20 protein-coding genes are annotated in these 19,148 nt (G+C 31.6%); 12 read left to right on the top strand and 8 right to left on the bottom strand.

Annotation, left to right across the window (positions count from 1 at the left end):
• Positions 1–61 precede the first annotated feature (61 nt).
• Positions 62–700 carry a leucine-rich repeat domain-containing protein gene (locus NEF87_RS22735; RefSeq protein WP_457917630.1) on the bottom strand — a complete coding sequence of 213 codons (639 nt, stop codon included), beginning with the start codon at positions 698–700 and terminating at the stop codon, positions 62–64.
• Positions 701–1,012: 312 nt separating this feature from the next.
• Here NEF87_RS22735 and NEF87_RS22740 point away from each other — a divergent pair, with 312 nt between their 5' ends.
• The 5 genes from NEF87_RS22740 (at position 1,013) to NEF87_RS22760 (ending at position 6,131) form a co-directional block, all read left to right on the top strand.
• Positions 1,013–1,894 (top strand): hypothetical protein, encoded by an 882-nt coding sequence (locus NEF87_RS22740; protein WP_457917631.1) that lies wholly within the window; start codon positions 1,013–1,015, stop codon positions 1,892–1,894.
• 301 nt (positions 1,895–2,195) lie between these two features.
• On the top strand, positions 2,196–3,680 hold the full coding sequence (gene pyk / locus NEF87_RS22745) for a pyruvate kinase (RefSeq protein WP_457917632.1): 1,485 nt from the start codon (positions 2,196–2,198) through the stop codon (positions 3,678–3,680).
• Positions 3,681–4,054: 374 nt separating this feature from the next.
• Positions 4,055–5,260 (top strand): coiled-coil domain-containing protein, encoded by a 1,206-nt coding sequence (locus NEF87_RS22750; protein ID WP_371803818.1) that lies wholly within the window; start codon positions 4,055–4,057, stop codon positions 5,258–5,260.
• A gap of 256 nt (positions 5,261–5,516) precedes the next feature.
• Positions 5,517–5,786 carry a hypothetical protein gene (locus NEF87_RS22755; protein WP_371803819.1) on the top strand — a complete coding sequence of 90 codons (270 nt, stop codon included), beginning with the start codon at positions 5,517–5,519 and terminating at the stop codon, positions 5,784–5,786.
• Between the two features lie 66 nt (positions 5,787–5,852).
• Positions 5,853–6,131 (top strand): hypothetical protein, encoded by a 279-nt coding sequence (locus NEF87_RS22760; protein ID WP_371803820.1) that lies wholly within the window; start codon positions 5,853–5,855, stop codon positions 6,129–6,131.
• A gap of 47 nt (positions 6,132–6,178) precedes the next feature.
• Here NEF87_RS22760 and NEF87_RS22765 read toward each other — a convergent pair whose 3' ends face one another.
• Entirely contained in the window at positions 6,179–7,642 is a 1,464-nt protein-coding gene (locus NEF87_RS22765; RefSeq protein WP_457917633.1) for a hypothetical protein, read from the bottom strand.
• A 297-nt stretch (positions 7,643–7,939) separates the two neighbouring features.
• On the opposite strand from NEF87_RS22765, the gene NEF87_RS22770 reads away from it, so the two are divergent.
• From NEF87_RS22770 to NEF87_RS22795, 6 genes are all read left to right on the top strand, one after another.
• Complete coding sequence (locus NEF87_RS22770; RefSeq protein WP_457917634.1) at positions 7,940–8,620, top strand: hypothetical protein; 681 nt, start codon at positions 7,940–7,942, stop codon at positions 8,618–8,620.
• Positions 8,621–8,689: 69 nt separating this feature from the next.
• Complete coding sequence (locus NEF87_RS22775; RefSeq protein ID WP_457917635.1) at positions 8,690–9,538, top strand: RlmF-related methyltransferase; 849 nt, start codon at positions 8,690–8,692, stop codon at positions 9,536–9,538.
• Positions 9,539–9,852: 314 nt separating this feature from the next.
• Positions 9,853–10,752, top strand: coding sequence for an ADP-ribosylation factor-like protein (locus tag NEF87_RS22780; protein WP_457917636.1), 900 nt, complete (start codon positions 9,853–9,855; stop codon positions 10,750–10,752).
• Positions 10,753–10,816: 64 nt separating this feature from the next.
• Positions 10,817–11,317 (top strand): hypothetical protein, encoded by a 501-nt coding sequence (locus NEF87_RS22785; protein ID WP_457917637.1) that lies wholly within the window; start codon positions 10,817–10,819, stop codon positions 11,315–11,317.
• A complete protein-coding gene (locus tag NEF87_RS22790; RefSeq protein ID WP_457917638.1) occupies positions 11,317–11,970 on the top strand; it encodes a hypothetical protein in 654 nt (217 codons plus the stop codon). Before NEF87_RS22785 ends, NEF87_RS22790 begins: the two co-directional genes overlap by 1 nt.
• Entirely contained in the window at positions 11,970–12,632 is a 663-nt protein-coding gene (locus NEF87_RS22795) for a hypothetical protein (RefSeq protein WP_457917639.1), read from the top strand. Before NEF87_RS22790 ends, NEF87_RS22795 begins: the two co-directional genes overlap by 1 nt.
• Positions 12,633–12,811: 179 nt before the next feature.
• On the opposite strand, the gene NEF87_RS22800 is transcribed toward NEF87_RS22795, so the two are convergent.
• From NEF87_RS22800 to truD, 6 genes are all read right to left on the bottom strand, one after another.
• The gene (locus NEF87_RS22800) at positions 12,812–13,264 is read right to left on the bottom strand and encodes a roadblock/LC7 domain-containing protein (RefSeq protein ID WP_371803824.1); all 453 of its coding nucleotides are present in this window, start codon (positions 13,262–13,264) and stop codon (positions 12,812–12,814) included.
• 317 nt (positions 13,265–13,581) lie between these two features.
• Entirely contained in the window at positions 13,582–14,223 is a 642-nt protein-coding gene (gene pncA / locus NEF87_RS22805; protein WP_457917640.1) for a bifunctional nicotinamidase/pyrazinamidase, read from the bottom strand.
• A gap of 2 nt (positions 14,224–14,225) precedes the next feature.
• Positions 14,226–15,410, bottom strand: a complete 1,185-nt coding sequence (pncB, locus tag NEF87_RS22810) for a nicotinate phosphoribosyltransferase (protein WP_457917641.1) — start codon at positions 15,408–15,410, stop codon at positions 14,226–14,228.
• Between the two features lie 86 nt (positions 15,411–15,496).
• Positions 15,497–15,799 carry a hypothetical protein gene (locus NEF87_RS22815; protein ID WP_457917642.1) on the bottom strand — a complete coding sequence of 101 codons (303 nt, stop codon included), beginning with the start codon at positions 15,797–15,799 and terminating at the stop codon, positions 15,497–15,499.
• A 36-nt stretch (positions 15,800–15,835) separates the two neighbouring features.
• Positions 15,836–17,173, bottom strand: a complete 1,338-nt coding sequence (gene aspS / locus NEF87_RS22820; RefSeq protein WP_457917643.1) for an aspartate--tRNA(Asn) ligase — start codon at positions 17,171–17,173, stop codon at positions 15,836–15,838.
• 62 nt (positions 17,174–17,235) lie between these two features.
• A complete protein-coding gene (gene truD / locus NEF87_RS22825; protein WP_457917644.1) occupies positions 17,236–18,624 on the bottom strand; it encodes a tRNA pseudouridine(13) synthase TruD in 1,389 nt (462 codons plus the stop codon).
• A 76-nt stretch (positions 18,625–18,700) separates the two neighbouring features.
• Here truD and NEF87_RS22830 point away from each other — a divergent pair, with 76 nt between their 5' ends.
• On the top strand, positions 18,701–19,090 hold the full coding sequence (locus NEF87_RS22830) for a hypothetical protein (protein WP_457917645.1): 390 nt from the start codon (positions 18,701–18,703) through the stop codon (positions 19,088–19,090).
• Positions 19,091–19,148 lie beyond the last annotated feature (58 nt).

The raw sequence follows: 19,148 nt of genomic DNA on the forward strand, positions 1-19,148 counted from the left end.
AAAAGGTAGCAATTGGAACTTTAATAGTTTTAGGAGGCCAAAAATTTTCCGTGGATTAGCCCTAATTCAAGGCTTTGTCGCGACAATAATCTTTGATCGCTTCTATTCCCTCTTCAAGAATATCAATTTCTTTAGTGGGTAAATTGCAATTATCCATCCTGATTTGAACAAGAGATTCATAGCGATGAAGATTTTCTAATTCAAAAATGGGATTATTTGATAAATTTAAAGATTTTAAATGAGAAAACGCACAATCTGGTATTTTTGTGATATTGTTATATGATAAGTCCAAAAATTCCAAATTTTTTAATAATCCAAGTTCATAATATGATTCTAATTGGTTTTCAGATAAATTTAAAGAGATTAATTTAGTCAAAGAAATCATTTGTTCTAAAGCAGACGATTTGAGCTGGTTTCCACTGAGATTTATAATTGTTGCATTTTGGCATCCATCAATATTGCGGAGTTTTTTTATCCGGTTAGAAGGAACTTGAATTTTATTAAGGTGGGGAAAATTCCCAAACTGTCTGGGAATTAAGGCCAATCCAACAGAAATTAATTGTATTTCAATCACATGTCCATTTGAAACGCTATAATTGAATCCGAAAGAATTATCTAATATATTCATTATGCTTTGAATACTGCGCCTTTCGTTGACGTCTTTGATTAACTTCAATTTTAATTTGGGATTGAAAAACATCTCGCTCAATTTGATTTTATGTTTATTACTTTTATAATTTGCTTATCACTTTTCATCAAGAGATTCAGACAGAACATAATACTAAGGACTGCAGATCCAAACCAAAATTTTCATTAATGAATTCTACAATTAATGGTTTAGGTGTCCTAAATAAAAAGGTCAACTTTATATGTTGCTTCTTTTTCGAAATAGAGCACCCCATGGTATCCTCACTCACTGACAAGAATATGGACTATCTTGGAAAATCCGTTTTATCCTAATTTTGAAAAAAAATGAGATAAAATTTTTAACCAGATTTAGTTTCAAAGAGACATGAAAACACGTATAATTAATCTCGCGGGATTTTCATTGATTGTGCTTTTATTGTCTAACACTCTAACTTCTGTCGATGCTGTCACAAATTTTCCAACTTGGGTGCCACAAAATACTGATATCGAAGATTTTACCTTACTATGGAATGAAACCACTTATTCTGAAAATTTTATTTGTAGTGAAGCTGAAAATCTATCGGTTTATAGCCAAGTGTGGTATAGAAACAATTCACAAGACGAGACGGTAAGTTTTATTGCATCGGCTATCACTGATTTAGATTTAGATATTCTAAATGAAAAGTTAAGCTGGCAGATGAATCTACTTGTTGCAATTGGTTTTCCTGAATTTACAGGTAAGACATCTTGGGATTTGTTTATTTTTATACTTAACCAAACTTATGGGGAAATGGGAGAAGTTACCAGTGAGCTTGCTAACTGGGAAGCTGCTTATGAGTGCAATACTACCGGGTCTATTTTCAACTATTTCATCATCGGTATGGTTGATGAGTCCAAAATGGCTCTTAGTTTTGCCCTTGAATTAAATTCGAACTATTGGTGGACACTTTTGGATGATCAAATGGGACAAATAATAGGTGGGATTGTGTCGACATTATTGAAACTTGCGGCTTTTATTTCCACATTGGGAATTGAATGTCCCGAATCCAGCGGGGATCCTGCTGTTCCAGTTTCTCAAATTTCAAAAGGGGTGATTGAAGAATCGCAATACACCAGTCGGGAAGATATGGTCGATTTCAATTCAAAAATGGGCACTTTTATAAACCCAAAAGCCGCAATTCCAGGGTATTCTATTGGGATCATGGTTGGGACATTCCTTTTAATCTGTCCGATTTTGTTCGTTATTGAATTTAAGAAGAAACACTAATAGATACAAATTTAAAGATTGGTTCTATTAAAAAAAATCGTGGCATCTTTCTTTTTTTTTTTTCTCTACATTTGCCATAAAAATTCGTTTTTTTCCGCTTTTGCCACAAATTTTACCCGAATTATATCTAATATGTAATAATTGGTGGTGTAGACACATATATTATCACGAAAGAAGGCAATTTAGTGTATTAATATAATAACTTGAACATCTTTTCAAATAATTCAAGGAGTAGAAAGTTAAACACTTAAGTCCCCAAAAGTAAGGTATATCTATGGAAAATTTCACAATGGTGGAGAAGTTGGTTGAATCGAAGATCGTGAGTACCATCGGTCCAGCCACGTCATCTGAAGAGATGCTCTTGAAATTGCGTAATAAGGGTGTTGATGTCTTTCGAATGAATTTCTCACATGCTTCACAAGATTATGCCAACGAAACGGGTCTTTTTCAACGAATTCGAACTGTTGCACCCGATCTTGCGATTTTATGTGATATTCAAGGTCCAAAAATTCGAATTGGCCAAATTGAAGGGACGGTTTTATTATCGCATGGAGATGATTTCTACTTATACGAAGAATCAATTATAGGTGATAATACAAAAGCTTCAATTTCATATAAAGGATTTTATCATGATGTTGAAATCGGTGGAAAGATTTTCATAAATGACGGGTTAGTCTGTTTAGAAATACTTGAAAAAGATGATAAAACACGATGTGTTAAGACCAAAGTTATTGCTGGTGGGCCCATTTCTTCAAGAAAAGGGGTCAATATTCCTTCCGGGCATCTAAGTACCGAAAATCCTACAGAAAAAGATCGTCGTGATCTTAAATTTATTGCAGCATTGCAACCGGAATATGTGGCAGCCTCCTTCATTGCTAATGCTGAAGAAGTTCGGACTATTCGCAAAATTCTGCAAAATGGAGGTGCATCAAGAACTAAAATCATTTCTAAAATCGAAAGACCTATTGCTCTAACGAATTTTGATGAAATTTTAGATGCTTCTGATGGAATTATGGTTGCTCGAGGAGATCTTGGCGTGGAAATTCCCGCGGAAGATGTACCTATGAGACAAAAAGAAATGATCTTGAAATGTAATCGTGCGGGAAAGCCGGTTATAGTTGCAACACAAATGTTGGAATCCATGACAACTAATCCTGTCCCAACACGGGCTGAAGTTAATGATGTTTTTAATGCCGTTTATGATCGAAGTGATGCCGTCATGTTATCTGGTGAAACGTCTGTTGGAAAATTTCCCCTCGAAGCGGTCGCATACATGGATAAAATTATTAATAAAGCAGAAAAGTTCATACCTCCCCTTGCCCCGGAGAAGATTGATTCTGAAGAACCTAAGATGTACGAAGCCATTGGGCATGCTGTCTACGAATTAGCTAATGTATTCCAGAAAGTAAATTTTCGTGGAAAAATTGTTATGTTTACTAAGGGTGGAAAATCTGCTCGAAAAGCTGCTAAATATAGGCCTGAATTTTCAATACTTGCTATTACTCATGATAAGGTGACTTCTCGGCAGCTTCGGCTTGTTTGGGGTGTACAACCTTTCTATATTCCTTCCTTAAATATGGAAGATTGGCAATCCGAAGAAATTATGCAACATGGAATTCAAAAATTGGTTGAATATGGGATGCTTGAAATGAAAGAGCATGTGATTTGTACTGTCCCTTCACGGATAACTCCGGGTCGTTCATCTATTATTGGACTCTACTATGTAGAAGATATTCTAAAAGGGTGTAATATATGTCCTCAAGAATATAAACCAATTTGGAGATAGTATAAATTCCAAATTTGGACCTTTAGGTGTTTTTTTTAAAGATTATCTGCTCCATCATTTCTTTTTTTTCCATTTCAATAGAACAATCTTCTAAAATCTATTTTTTATTCTTACTCAATTTGATTTCGTAGATCTAATATTAATATAACCAAGAAGTTGACTTAAAAATAAAAGAATTTTTTAGTGCAAATTCCAAAAATATACGATGATTTGCTGTAGTAAATGTATTAATTCAATTTTGTTTACTTTTTTTTTATTTAAGTTTAACGATCTCTTTTTTCTTTTTTTTCAACAGAAAATAATGAATTTTGAATAGCTTTTTTTAATTACCAAAAGGAAATATTATTTGTAAAAAAATTAAAAAAGGGATATCTTTGTGGAAAGAAGTTGAAAAATTCGAAAAAAGTGGAGACACTGACAAACTTATTAAGGTGTCTGTATCAGATCTAATAGAAATTCGCGAGAACTTAATTGATTTCGAATGGAAAGCTATTAAGTATGAAAAGAAAATATCAGAACTTTCTAAGAACCAAACTTCTGAAATGAAAATTAGGTCAGAAAAACAAGATGAAGCTTTAAATCTAGTGAAACAGAAAGAAATTGATGAACTTAAAAGAATGATTGAGGATAAAACTCAACTTATTGATACTCTAAATCAAAAAATATATTTTTTAAGCACAGTTGTAGAGATTGATCAAATAGGTGTATCTGATCAAGGTGCCCACATTGCTATAGATACGGAAATTCGAGAGCGGGATGCTGAAATAATAAAATTGCAGAATATTATTTCGGATTTGGAACTTAATAATCGTTCAAAAGATCTCAGTTCCCTTGAAATTCAATTAGAAAAATTAAAGAAAGATGCTCAGACTCAAATTGAAATTTTAGAATTGAAAAATCAAGAATTATTTAATGCTAAATCTTTGGTGGAATCTCAGCTTGAGAAGATAAAAAAAGATATTCAAGTTCAAGCAGAAATCCTAGAATTCAAAAATCAAGAATTAGTTGATGCTGAAACAAAAATTAAATCTCAAAAAGCAGAGTTTAATCAAGCATTGATTGAATTTGATGAAGAAAGAAAGAGAATGGTTCATGATCTTGCTTTGCAGAAAGAATCTTCAAGTACTGAGCAGAATATGCAAAAATCCGCAATGAAAAAGATTGAAACAGAAAATAATTTGTTACAAGACAAAATTATTCAAAAAGATTTGAAAATTGAGGAGCTAAATCGTGTTGTTACTAAGTTCAAATTTCAGACTCATTCTGTAGATCTTACTGAAATGGCCAAAAAAGATGAAATGATTGCTCAGCTGAAAATTAGTTTGAAAAAGGCAGAATATAAATATAACGAAAGTCGAAGAAAAATTGAAAAGTCTCAAATTCAGCAATCCCATGTATCTAAATTAAGACAAAATGCAGTATGTCCTGCAAAACGTAATCAGATCATTTCTAAATCGAAAGAAAATGATCCATCGATAGCCTTGTTTCAACAAGAATACACAAGTATGGTTCGGAAAACTAAGCAGATGAAAGGAATATTTCAGCAAGATGGTCAATCCAATAACTCCGCTTTTAAATAGGGGTCAAAGATCTTTACTTACATTCATCTTTCTTTTTTTTATTAATATTTTTTGAAGTGGGATCAAATTGATTCTATGCAAGTAATTCCATTCTTTTATTTGATGTTTTAGGGAAAGATAAGTTTTCATAAATCAATTTTTTTCAAAAACTCTATAGGTGTGCCATCTGCATCCTATTTTTCTTGATTGTGATTAACAAAATTTAAAACTAACAAAAAGCAACTGTTAAATATTAATATTATTCTGGGCAAAGAAAATGGCAGATAAAGTATGTACTGAATGTGGCGGGAAAAGCTTCCGAATTGTGTCTGATGAATGGATGAAACGAACTTTCCGATTTGTTGAGAAGGGTCAACTTAATATGTGCGATGGATGTGGTGCAAAATTCCTTGTGTGCCCTAAATGTGGTGATTTATTAACGCGTGTGCACCCTGCTTTAGAGAAATGGGAAGTTGATGATACTTGCAAATCCTGTGGCTATGTTGATAAAGATATAAAAGCCTGGGATGGTGTAAGTGCTCGATAATTAATGAAAAATTACATTCAATCTTTTTTATCTATTTGTATGCATTATTTGGGACTCTGAATTAAAATGGAAGATCAGTGTTGTGAAGTGTGTTGTGGAACTGGATTTGCAAAAGTACAAGATTCTATACTACTCTCCCACTACTCGTTTATAACCAAAGAAAATTTGTATTCTTGCAAGAAATGCGGAGCAAAATATACAAGTTGTAAAAAATGCGGGTATATTTTAAATCGAGTTCATATTTCTTTGGATATTTTTGATTTAAAAGTGATATGTCCTTCATGTGAGACCAAAGATAATGAACTCATCCTTTGGATTCAGAAAAATTCAGAAAAAAAACCTTGAGACCGATATAATCGATATATGATCTCAAGACAGAATTTGATGATCACCTAAAATACATTTGCTATTTTCAATTTGATCATCTGTTCCGCAGAAAGATCTGTAAATCCTTTTGATTCCATCATTTCGATAAAAGATATTGATACATCATGAATCAGCATCTCCTGTATTTGCTGTAAGGTAATAGAGGTAAATTTATTTTTCATTTTTCTTACAAATGATGGTGTAGCATTGTGAATACAAAGTTTTTTTGCTTCAATTAGTTGGAAAGTAAATTCTAATTCTTTCAATTGTTTCAGGAAGTCAATACTCACATTATGAATTGCACATCTTTGAATTTCTTCTAATGTAGAACTGGGGAAACCTAATTCTCTAATGTTTCTGATATAATCCAGAGAAACATCATGAATACGGAGATTTATTAAATCTTCAGTTGATATATTCGTGTATCCCATATCAAAAATACCTTGAATAAAATCTACTGAAACTCCATGAATGCACATTTTTACAAATGAATTAGCACTAATATCTGAAAAACCGAATTTGTACATTTTTTTGACCAGTTCTGGGGTGCATCCATGTATTGAAAAGTCGATATATCGATTTATTGTGAGATCTTTAAATCCAACTTCATGAAATTTGGCGATATATTCTGGAGTTACATTGTGGATTGCCATTTTTTTCAAATTTGATAATGAAATATCAGTAAACCCTAAATCCTTCAATTTGAAAAATGTTTCCATCTTTACATTATGAATTCTTAATTTCTTAATCTCAGAAAATTCAATATTTTCAAATCCTGCTTCTTTCAGTTGTCCAATGAAGGTAGGTTCAATTGAAAAGTTTTCTGCATCAATTAGATCTGTGATGCTTAGTTCTCCAACTCCTGATGCTTTCAGTGCCCTAACTTTTTCTGGGTTAACATTATGTATACGCATTTTAACAATTTGATTCGGAGTTGGCTGATACCCAAGATCATTCAATTCATGAATATACTGTGGGGTCACATCATGAATCTGGAACTTCACTATTTGGGATGTAGTTAAATCAAATCCCAATTCAATCCATTTTTGAATAATTGCACTTTTAACCCCATGGATAGAGAATTTAACAAGTTCATCAAGTGAGATTGTTTTATATCCGAGATTATGGATTTCTTGTATGTATTCTAAACGAACTTGATGAATTATTGATTTCACCATTAAATCATCTGAAATATTAGTGTATCCAAAACTATTCAAACCTTCTTTATATTCTGGTTTGACATGTTTAAGGATTAATTCCTTAATTATAGATAACGTTAATTCCGTTCGTTCTAAATTTTTTATCTCAACATAAAACTCTGCAGTTACAAAATCACTTACATTGTTGATCAAATTTTCAAATGATTCTCCTTGAAAATTTCGGCTTTGAAGGTATTCACGATCCAGCACACGTAGTGCTTTCTCTGCATCTTCTGGTGAAATTTCTCCTGAAGCGACCTTTCCTAAAATATCTAATCTATTTTGTTCCATTTTTTACTCACATACCTTCAATCATTGTGGGGTTAGATGACACTGCCATCTATATTTGTTAGAAGCCTTGATGTCGGAGTAAAATTTATCCACCAATTCCTCGAACCAATGATCGATTAAGAGAGTATCATCATTTTGAATATAAAAATGTTTAGCATTTCTATCAGAAATTAGTTCTATTTGATAGTAGGAATCATGGTAAGCATGTAATTTATTTACTCAAATTTGGGTAAATTACCTTCATTTAGTTCTTAAAATTGAGTAATCTTTTTATATATTGTGAGTATTGATATTCTTATGAGTAATTTATCTCTAGAATCTAATGAATCTCTGGCGCCATTACGCTCTTCAGAAACAAGTAAGAAAAGCAGAATAACATTAGACATCGCAGGTGCTGCAATTTTTAGTGCACTTTCAGTTGTATTATCATTGTTAACTACCGAAATGTTACCACGCATGGCATGGGGAATTGCATATTTTGATCCTGTTTCAATTATTTGGTTAACAGCATTCCTTGTTTTCGGATTTCGATGTGGTATCTTTACTGCAATTATTGGCTCTATTGGATTAATGTTTTTTGATCCAACACCATTTGTTGGTCCTGTTATGAAATTTGTTGCTACAATTTGGTTAATGATAGTTCCTTATTTCATCATTCAACTTTCAAAAAGGCGAACTTTAACGGGTCAAGATATGAAAAAAAAGAAGTTTTATATTCAAAGCGCTTTGATTGCCTGGGGAATTCGATCCGTTGTAATGATTGCTTTGAATTATTTATACATTGCTTTCGTTTTTGGTGGGGTTGAGACTATTCCATTCTATGATATGTCTTGGATTGGATTAGGGATGATAACATCAAATATTGCCATTATTATATCTGTATTTTTGTTAAATACCATTCAAACCATTGCAGATGTATTCCTTCCCTATTGGTTAATCTTTTCAACCAAAATTTATGATCATTTTCAAATTTATTAATATTTTTTTCAATTCATTTTTAGACTCGTAAAACTCTATATTTACTCTACCCTAAATTATATGATAGTAATGGGTCAAGAAAAGTTTGATGATATTGGGATTCCTTTATTTTATGTAGAACGAAGATATCCTACTTCACGGGCCATTGAATTACATCCTGATTTAATTCCATTTTTAAAAACACGTGATCCTCCAAGAATAAATAAGGAAAGTCGGGAAGCTTTACTTCTTTACAACTATTACGTAGCACAAGATTTATTTAATTTAACCATAGAATTTGAGAGAGATGTTGCCATTGTTCCTACACCGGTTATGCGTTATGCTTTCTTACAACATTTAATCCATCCTAATTGTTCTATCATCGAGATTGGGACTGGTGCAAGTGCAATTATTGCCCTAATTGCAGCAAAATGTTTCAATGCTCAAGTATATGCAACAGAGATGGATCCTACCTACATTGAGTATGCAAAAAGAAATGTGAATGCAAATAAACTTGAAAATAAAATTCATGTGATCAATTCTCATGGAAAATTTCTTGATGGTGTTATTCCAGAAAATCTTAAAGTTGATTTTATTTTATCCAATCCTCCTTATTATGATAAAATATTATCCCCAAAAGTTCTTTGGGGTGGGAAAAAGCATGAATTAGTAGGAGAAGGTAGTCAAGGGGAAAATTTCATTATTTCAATGATTGAAGAAGGATGGAAATATCTAAAAACTCCTGGTTGTATCGCATTCATTATTCCAAAGACAAGAGTTGCTACTATGAATGTAATTGAAGAATTCCTTAATGAACAAGATATGGAATACGATATTATTGGAATTCTTGCAGGTAATCGGACAAGATACGTATTTAGGATCTATAAGAAATATTTTGACAGCTATTTTTCTGAATTTGATTCTAATAAAATAAGTTGATCATTTTCATCATATTATCAAGAAATAATTTTTCTATTCATTTTTTTTTGAAGTTTTAATTGATATTTTCAAAAAAAGAGTCAAATCTTCAAATAATAATGTGGGAATAGAAATATTTCCTAAAGCTTTATAATTTTTTGAGAAAATTTCTATCCTATCAATATGTTTTGATCAAAATTTTGGAAAATACTATGTACTTTTTTGCTAATGTTCCAAATTCATATTAAATTAATTCAAATCGAAACAAATTATTCTTAATTTTCACGGGAAATCTAATAAAATACATTTAAATTATTCAATCGCCTTTTTTGAGTATGGGAATTTTTAGTTTACTTAGAAGAAAAACTAAACAAAAATCCGTATTTTTAGGATTGGATAATTCGGGAAAATCCACAATCATATCCTTTTTGAAAGAAGGTAAATTTGTCGAACATACTCCAACAATGGGAAAAGATTTGCAGAAATTGGAAATCGATGGGACCCGGTTTTTGTTGTTCGATATGGGAGGGCAATCACATTTTAGAAAAATGTGGACTGGTGAAATGAAAGATTCAAAATGTGTAGTTTTCGTAATTGATGCTGCTGATCCTGATCGTTTTAATGAATCTAAATCCGAATTACAAAAAGTTTTACCTTTAATTGCTGGAAAAGATATGAAATTACTAATTCTTGCTAATAAGTCTGATAAACGTAATGCAATACCTTTAGATCAACTCATTGATATTTTCGAACTTAGTAATCTTCCAAATTTTGAAATAATGTCCATTTCTGCCAAAACTGGACTAAATATGGCTGATGCTTTTGTGAAATTCTATTCGTTATTAACAGGAAAAATGTTAAAAAAAAATACAGTGACTCAAGCAATCTCTATTTTTGATCCAAGCGGTCTTCCCATAATTACTCGATCCAAATCAGATCATGATGATAGAGATATATTGGAAGGTGGTTTTATAACTGCAATTACTCATTTTGGTAAAATGAAAAATAATGCAAATTGTATCAAATTCGAAAGTGAAAATGATGGTGTTTATGTCATAAAAAGAACAGAGAATTATATTGGGGCTTTATTATGGGATGAAAATTTGGACATTCCAATTGATGATACTGAAAGTGCCTTGGATGATCTTTTAAATCATTTAGAATCTTCTCTCAAGTTTAAAGATCACGAAGAAGTTGCATATTATGTAAGTCAGTATTGCACAAACATGATATAATGTAAATAAGGCTAAAATTTCATCTTTTTTTTATAAATGATCAATATCAATAAGGTAAAACATTATGGCAATGCTAATTTCAAAATCGATAATTACAAGTTTAGGTGGATATAGTGGTTCTAATCCAAAAATTCTTAAAGTTTTCCCCAGTTCTCCAGATTTACTCAATGAAGATGTTTTAGAAATATGTTTACCCACAGGAGCTGTGCCAAATGAATTCTTTTTAAAGGAATATCAAAAAACTAAAATTTTGATTTATACCTTTGAAATCGAAAAGGAAGAAGAACGTAATGATTTAGGATCCATTAGTTTTGGAATTGGATCAGAAGTTGAAGTAAATAATCTGAAATCTATGATTTTATTAATTTTTAATTTTCTCAGAAGAAATAATATTCTTTCATTTCTAATTTTAGAAAATGCTATGCCTGAAATGATAGATGCTTTAAATAACGAGGGTAAAATTCAATTTACTGATTCATATTGTATGGATATCAAGCGAGAACTTAAAGCAAATAACATTAAGTTAGAGAAAGTAAGTAGGAAACGTAGAGGTGGAATGATTTAGTGGCTACTTTTGAAATTGTCGTCAGGAACATATCTTCTATTTTAGGTTTACTTATATTACTCTTGCTACTAGTATTCCTTTATTTTAGGAATTTTAAGGATTTTAAAGAGTATGGTGAATGGAATTGGACACGGGTAGTTCTTTCTTTAGGAATTTTCATTAATTTCCTTGATCGACTTTTGTTTGTGATATTTTACATCTTTGATTGGAAATTTACCACAGATAGCATGATGGCGGATTCAATTTATGCCGAACCGTATTTATCTTATCTTGGTATTTTGAAAGGATATCTTGTTGTATTTGGGGCATTTTATGTGTTATATTTAAATCAGAAGGATGAAATGTTAATTGCTCCAGTATTGCTTTATTCAGGTGCTCTAGTGCTATATTATACTGCCCAAGTCATCTTATATCATTATATCTTTATTTTTTGTGCAGGTGTAATCACTTTATTCCTTTTAAATGAGGCTGGATGGAGTATGAAAGATAATAATGCAATGGGCCTAGGTCTAATGTACGTTTTCATTTTTATTGGAGGAGTTATACCAAATGCGGTTGTTTCAAATATAATTCGTTTAGTCGCTTATCTTATTGGATTCACAATCATAACTGGAATATTCAAGATATTTAAAAACAAAGAGGAAGAAGAATAATGGTTTCAGAACAGATTTTAATGTTTGTAGAAATAGGAAATTCGCTATTTGGTTTTATTGGGATCTACTTAGCAATTAAACAGTGGAAAAAGTATAAAAATCCTGCTGATATATTCGTAGTATTAATAAACCTTCTTGCAGTTGGAGCTGTATTATTTTCAGCGTTCACATTCTTACTTATTGGGTATTTTCCAGAAATCAATCTTGCTTTCAAGATAGGTAATCTTCCTATTGAGTGGATCTTTAAGATCGGGATAAGTATGATGTATATGATATTCATGGTATATCTGTTAGAATGGAAATTTCTTTATACTGTGCCCTTCATTGTTGGGTTATACTTTTTCTTATATGGATTTCATACTGGAAATGAAAATATCCTCAATATTTATCTTGGGACAATAATTTTTTCGGCTATATGGTTGATTTATAATGCAATCAAGAATAGGAGTGGATTATCTTTAGGGCTTTTTATTGTAGCTGTTTTTTATGCTATTAGTACCCTTATTAGTGATTTTCTATTTTTATACTATTTATTCCGATATTTAATGTCTATTTCACTGATTCTTGGAATTAATGGATGGTTTGAAGAAAAAATACTATATAACCGAAAAGAAGAAAAGAAAATCCAAAATACATGGATTGCTCGAGCCACCAGATCTTAATTTGCACATTTTTTCTTTATTTTAAAAAAAGTAATATCAATATATGGGAAAAGTGTTTTTCTTTATGTAGTCCTTCAAAATCAGGTTTTCAGTAATTTTATTACCATTACTTTGTATAGTATTGAAAATGAAAATCTTGAAATAAGAAAAATGAATATCTAAAAAGACCGCAAAAAAGATTAATTTGGACTAATTTTATCCAAATCTGACAAATCCAATCCTGCACCAATATCTTCAGGCATTTCTGATAAGAATTCGTCTAAAATATTACGTAATTCATCTCCAGATCGTTTTAATACAAGGCGAATTAACCCCAAGTTGACATCAACATCAGAGATTAAACATAGTACCCCTTTCCCACAAGAAGCAGCAAAAATCTTCCCTCCTTCAAATTCAGAAGTGACGATCTGTAATGCTCCTAATTCTAAATTTCTTCCTTGTTCTTCTGATGCGCAGAAAACTGCACTTGCGATGGCTCCAATGCCATCAACATCCATTGGAATATATGAGAACTTGGAAACATGAGCAATTGTTAAACCGGTTCGATCAACCAAAATGACCTTTTTGATACCGGATTCGGATTTAATAATTTTACTGAGGATTACATTAAATGATTTAGTTGAAAGTGCCATAATTTTCATCCTATTTTGATTATGAAGAATCGGAAAGTTTTAGAGACTCTGCTTCCAGAAATCTTCTTCCTAATTATTAAAATCAATATATAACCTTATAAAATTTTGCAGATAATTTGGGTGTGAAATATTGGAATAAAAAAGAAATTGATTATTCTAAGAATTGAATAACCAAGGATATCCATTATATAAAATCAATTTCCTTTTCCAAAAAAAAAAAAGAATTCTTTTTGAGTAATAATTGATTAAATTGAAATCATTTGAATGGTATCTTGTTCTATTGAATGCTTACATCTTATTCACGTTAGTCCTATGAATTATTGGACAATTTGGATTCCTTCATGTTCCATTTTATCTAAAGAAATTTGAATATTATTTTCTGGTTGATCAATTCCTTTTGTTAAATTTTGCAAGAAAAAGACTTCAAAACCTTCCTTTTTTGCATCAATGGCTGTATAGAAGCAACAATAGTCCAAAGCAAGTCCACAAACAAATATTTTTCTTACATTTAAATCGTTAAGCAACCCCGTCAATCCAGTTTTAGTTAGTTTATCATTTTCTAAGAAAGCAGAATAGCTGTCAATTTCTTTTCGATATCCTTTTCTTAAAATTGCTGTAGCATAAACAATTTGCAATTTTTCATTGATTTCTGCTCCCTTTGTTCCTTGTATGCAGTGATCTGGCCAAAGAATTGGTCCTAATCCTGCTGTTTCGATAACATCCCCTGGTTTTTTACTATCATATACACTAGCGAAGGAATGGTGGCCGATTGGATGCCAATCTTGAGTAAAAATAATTTTTCCTTGATTCTCATGAAATTTTTGAATTAAATCATTTATTTGTGGAATTATACGATCTCCTTCAGACACCGCTAAAGATCCTCCGGGCAAGAAATCATTTTGCATATCAACTACAAGTAATGCTGAATTAGCACTAATTTGAATATCGTCAATTTTCATCTTTAATCACTCTTCTTCATTTTTTCTGAAAAAACTTTTTTAAGATATTTTAAGTATTCCTCATCGTTACACATGCCTTTTTCAGGACTATCTGAGATTTTAGCTACAGGTTGTCCATTACATCTAACCATCTTGATGACAATTTGTAATGGATTTTGATTTGGGATATCATTAGTTAAATTTGTTCCGATCCCAAAGGAGACTTGAATTCGTGATTGAAAATGTTCCAAAATCTTCCTGGCGATATTAAAATCTAAACCATCACTAAATACAATAGATTTCGTCCAGGGGTTGATCTTCATCGCTTCATAATGCTGAATTATTTTTTCACCAACTATGAAAGGATCTCCTGAATCATGTCTTACTCCATCATATAACTTGCTGAAATATTTATCAAAATCAAATAAAAATGCGTCAATTCCCACTATGTCTGATAATGCTATACCTAAATCTCCTCGATATTCGTCCACCCATTTCTGAAGCATAAATTTTTGACTATCTATCAATCTGACGCCCACAGCTTGTCCTGCTTGTAACCATTCATGAGCCATAGTTCCGATTGGTTTGATATTGAACTGTTTTGCTAGTGAAATGTTGCTCGTTCCAACAAAATTGACTAAATTGAGTGGGGAATTCACCAATTCATTAATAATTTGTTTCTGCCAAGAATAAGAGAATCTTCTACGTGTTCCAAAGTCTGCAAATTTAAATTTATTACCCAATTTTTGAACAAAATGCATTTTTTGTTCTAATAATTTCATTGCACCATTGAAATCAGGATTTTGTACATTATTTGAAAAATAAATTTGGTTTACAATAGCTAAAATTGGAACTTCAAATAAAATTGTTAATAACCAGCTACCTTCAATTTTAATATCTAATTCTTTGTTTTCAACGGTTAGTTTAACGTGATCCGGATTTAACCTAAAAAATTTGAGAAAATCAATGAAATCCTTCTTCAAGAAGGATAATGATTTCAAATAGTCCAACTCATCTTTTTTGAATGAAAGAGAGCAGAGATGGTTGATCTCCCTTTTAATTTCGTCACTAAATGGGCTTAAATCAATGTTTTCTGTACGACACTTAAATTCGTATAAAACTTCAATATCTGGGAAGAAATGGAGGACACCTTGCATCATAGTAAATTTGTAGAGATCATTGTCCAGTAAGCTATTTATTATAGGCATATACCATCCTTACCTAAGAAATAGCTCTTTGCATTAAAAATTGTTTAGGTTTAAAAAAAACTCGCAGAAATGAATTTGGTTTTTTACTATAACATTGCTTCTTCATCAATCTCAGCGATTTTATAATAAATTTGTTTCAACGTGTCCTTTGCTTCAGTCCACAAAGTAGCATCTCCGCTGGTTAAATCATCTAGATATTTCTCAAGCATTTTAATAGCGGCTTCTCGTTCACGTTTAATCCGATTTTTTAGACAAAATTCAAATTCTACATTATCATGAATTCCTAAATCCATCATTACTTTTTCAATAAGATCATCGTCAGGCCAATCCAAAGATCGATATTTTTGGATATTTTGTTTAATAAGAAGTTTATCTGGAGTTGGAATCATTAAAATTCTCTCTTTCTGGGATATTAAAAAAAAAAATTATGGATCTAATCTATCAGGAGTGCGTGGATAGAAAACGCATTCTTTAATTTGGTCCACACCTGTGATTATTTGCAACCATCGTGCAATACCGAAGCCCATACCTGCATGGGGTGGCATACCATAATCAAAAGCTTGGAGATGACTTTTAAAAGCATCCGGATTCAATCCTTGTTTTTCAAGATTTTTAATTAATAATTCTTTTTCATGAACACGTGTTCCTCCTGAAGATAATTCTAGCCACCCTTTTTGTAAATCAAATCCGTCACTCAATTCTGGATTCTCTGGGTCGAAATGAATGTAAAATGGTTTAACACTCATTGGCCATTTTGTAATGAAGTAATATCCAGGTAAAATTTCATCTAGTTTTCGATAAGCTTCGGTTGAAATATCTTCTCCGAATTCAATTTTAATACCGCATTTTTCATCAATTATCTTTAAAACTTCTGAATAGGTATATCTTGGGAAAGGAATTTGGGGGACTTCAAAATTTTCCCATTGATCGAGGATTTTAAGGTCTTCTTCACATTGGACTTTAATTGCTTGTAGAACACTTTGGACTAATCCTTCCATGGCCACTAAAACATCTTTATAATCTGCAAAGGCCAATTCCATATCTAATTGGTATATTTCACAGAGGTGTCGGTTTGTGAAGGATTTTTCCGCCCGATAACAAGGGGCTATTTCAAAAACATTTTCATAAACACTACATAGTCGTTCCTTATATAGTTGAGCACTTTGAGATAAATAAGCATCTTTATCAAAATATTTGATTGGGAATAGTTCTGTTCCGCCTTCCGTTGCACTTCCAATTATTTTTGGTGTCATTATTTCTGTGTAATTATTTTTAACCAAATATTTACGGATTTCATTTAACATAACAGATTGGATTCGGAAAATCGCTTGATTTCGCGGATGGCGTAAATCCAATGAACGGTTATTCAAACGTGTATCTAAATCGGACATGGCTTTTCCTGTCATATCCAATGGGAGTTGTTCTATTGCCTGATTAAGGATGCAAATCTCTAGTGGGACAAGCTCTACTCCATGAGGACCATTTTTAAATGCTTTTACTTCCCCTTTTATTAGTAAACACCATTGATTCCCAACAGATTTTGCCTTCTCAAAAATTTCATCGGAAACAACTCCTTTTTTAGCTGTAACTTGTACAGTGCTAAATTTATCTTGCAAAACAATAAATACTAATCCGCCTAATTTTCTGGTACGAGTAACCCATCCTCCAATAATTACTTCTTGTCCTACCAAATCGGGGGATAAATCTTTGGAAAAATGTGTTTTTCTCATTTCTCCTAAGGCTTCTAGTGAATTTTCACTCATAAGTTAATAAAAAAGGGGTAAATATTCAAGTTTTCGAAAAAAAATGTGGTTTCATTAAAAATTTATTTTTTATATTTTCTTAGTTCCCGGAGCAAAACCGTGGCATATGTACCCTTTGGTAATGAAAATTCCAGTTTAATTCCATGAGGATCCAATTCTGGATATTTATTTGTGATGTATGCTTGACTAATCTTTAGGCTTGAAGGTTTGTTAAAAATGGGCCTAAAAGTTCCATCGAAGCTAAAAATTCTTGAATATTGATGATTAAACTGATTCATTTCAAAATTTTCTTCTTCCAATATATTTTTGTATATCGGTTCAAAAGCAGGATAGTCTGTTAATTTCGTTTTATGTCCCAATATAGGAGCTATAATTGTTGCTCTTTCATGTTTAAATGCTTTTAAAATGGTTGCATCATTCCATCCTTTTCCTCCTTCATATTTATATGTAATAAGAGATGGATGTCCTTTAGGCTCCATTAGAATTGAGACAAGATCTCCTGAAATCGGTTGTGATAACGGATGTCCCTGAGAAATTCTTTTGGAAATGGCTTGATTAAATATATATGATTGGAAAGAAGACATGACCAGATTTACTAGAGGTGTTGGTAAAGCAAAAAATGCAGATTGGAAATCCTCTTGATTTTGGACGAGCTTATTTACGATTAATTTCTCATAATGAAATCCTCTTGGCCAATTTTTGAGAACTTCGCTTAGATTTGAAGTCTCCCGTAATTTTTCTCGAAATTGTTTATTTTCTTCATATTCTTTAGGATAAATTTGATATAAAAATTCTTCACACGCTTCTTTAAACTGTCCTAAAAAGGCATATCTGCCAACTTTATGTGAATTGGGACGATGTTGGCCGAATCTTTGCATTCCAAAATAATTTGGAAATCCATATGTATTAATTTGTTCCGTCCATTCTGCTAAAGTTCCTTCAATTTCTTGGTATTCTTCATGAATATTACGGAGGTTTATTGTAAAATTGTTTCCCCAAAGTTTTCCAAGTTCAATCTCTTCCTTAGCGGGTCTGATATTGGTAATTGTTATATTATTATGTTTAAAATTCTTCAAATCATTCATTCGGTTGCCTCTTACTGTAAATCTTTGGGCAGTTATTGCTGTATGATCTTTGATTCCAGCCCATTTAATATGATTTGGAGGGACGTGTAAATATTCTGCGAGTGTTTTAGAAGCTAGAATCGTATCCATTTTTTTTTTTATTACAGTAAAAATGGTGGCTTTATCTCGACGAGGATTAAAATGGGTATTTGCCATTTCCTTTTCATGAGTTGAAAGAATTTCTCCAGAAAGGGTTATTTCCCGAACAATGAAATCAGATATTTCACTTTTTAATATTCCATTAATTGGTGTTGTCGAAGTTGTGTATCCGCTAATTCCACACCGTTTTCGTTGTTTTTCATTAATATCTTGATGACTTGTTTCCATTTTTTCACAATCCAATTTATTCTGTACGATGTAACAAAGCGTAAATTCTATTTTGAATTTTCTTAATTGAGTCACTATGAAAGATTCTCAAAATCCCTTGATCGATCAATTTTACATGGTAATTACTAAATATTGTAATCGAAAATCCCCCTTAAGTATGATTGATATAATGCTCTACTTACAACAATTATTTACTGCGGAGGAGATTAATGGAGAAAGTGTTTTTGGCGATGGGGCCCAAAATAAAATATACTGGAGTGGAATTTCCTCAGAGTTATCCCAAGGTTTAGTTCGCATTTGGACAGAAAAAAAAATGTGTTTCTATGAATGTAATCCAAGTTTTTACATATCTCATCCTGAAATACTGGAACAATTTTTATCCAATAAGCAAAACTGGATTCCTGTGCTTTTAGAACCTTATAAAGAAGAAAAATCTGTTCAATACTTGAATCAAAAACTGAACTAAAACTCCAAACTAAATTAGAAATTTTTTTTAGAAAAATTTTCTTGACCTACATTAGTTT

Origin of the sequence: Candidatus Lokiarchaeum ossiferum (genome assembly GCA_025839675.1) — an archaeon.
Lineage (GTDB): Archaea > Asgardarchaeota > Lokiarchaeia > Sigyniarchaeales > Promethearchaeaceae > Lokiarchaeum > Lokiarchaeum ossiferum.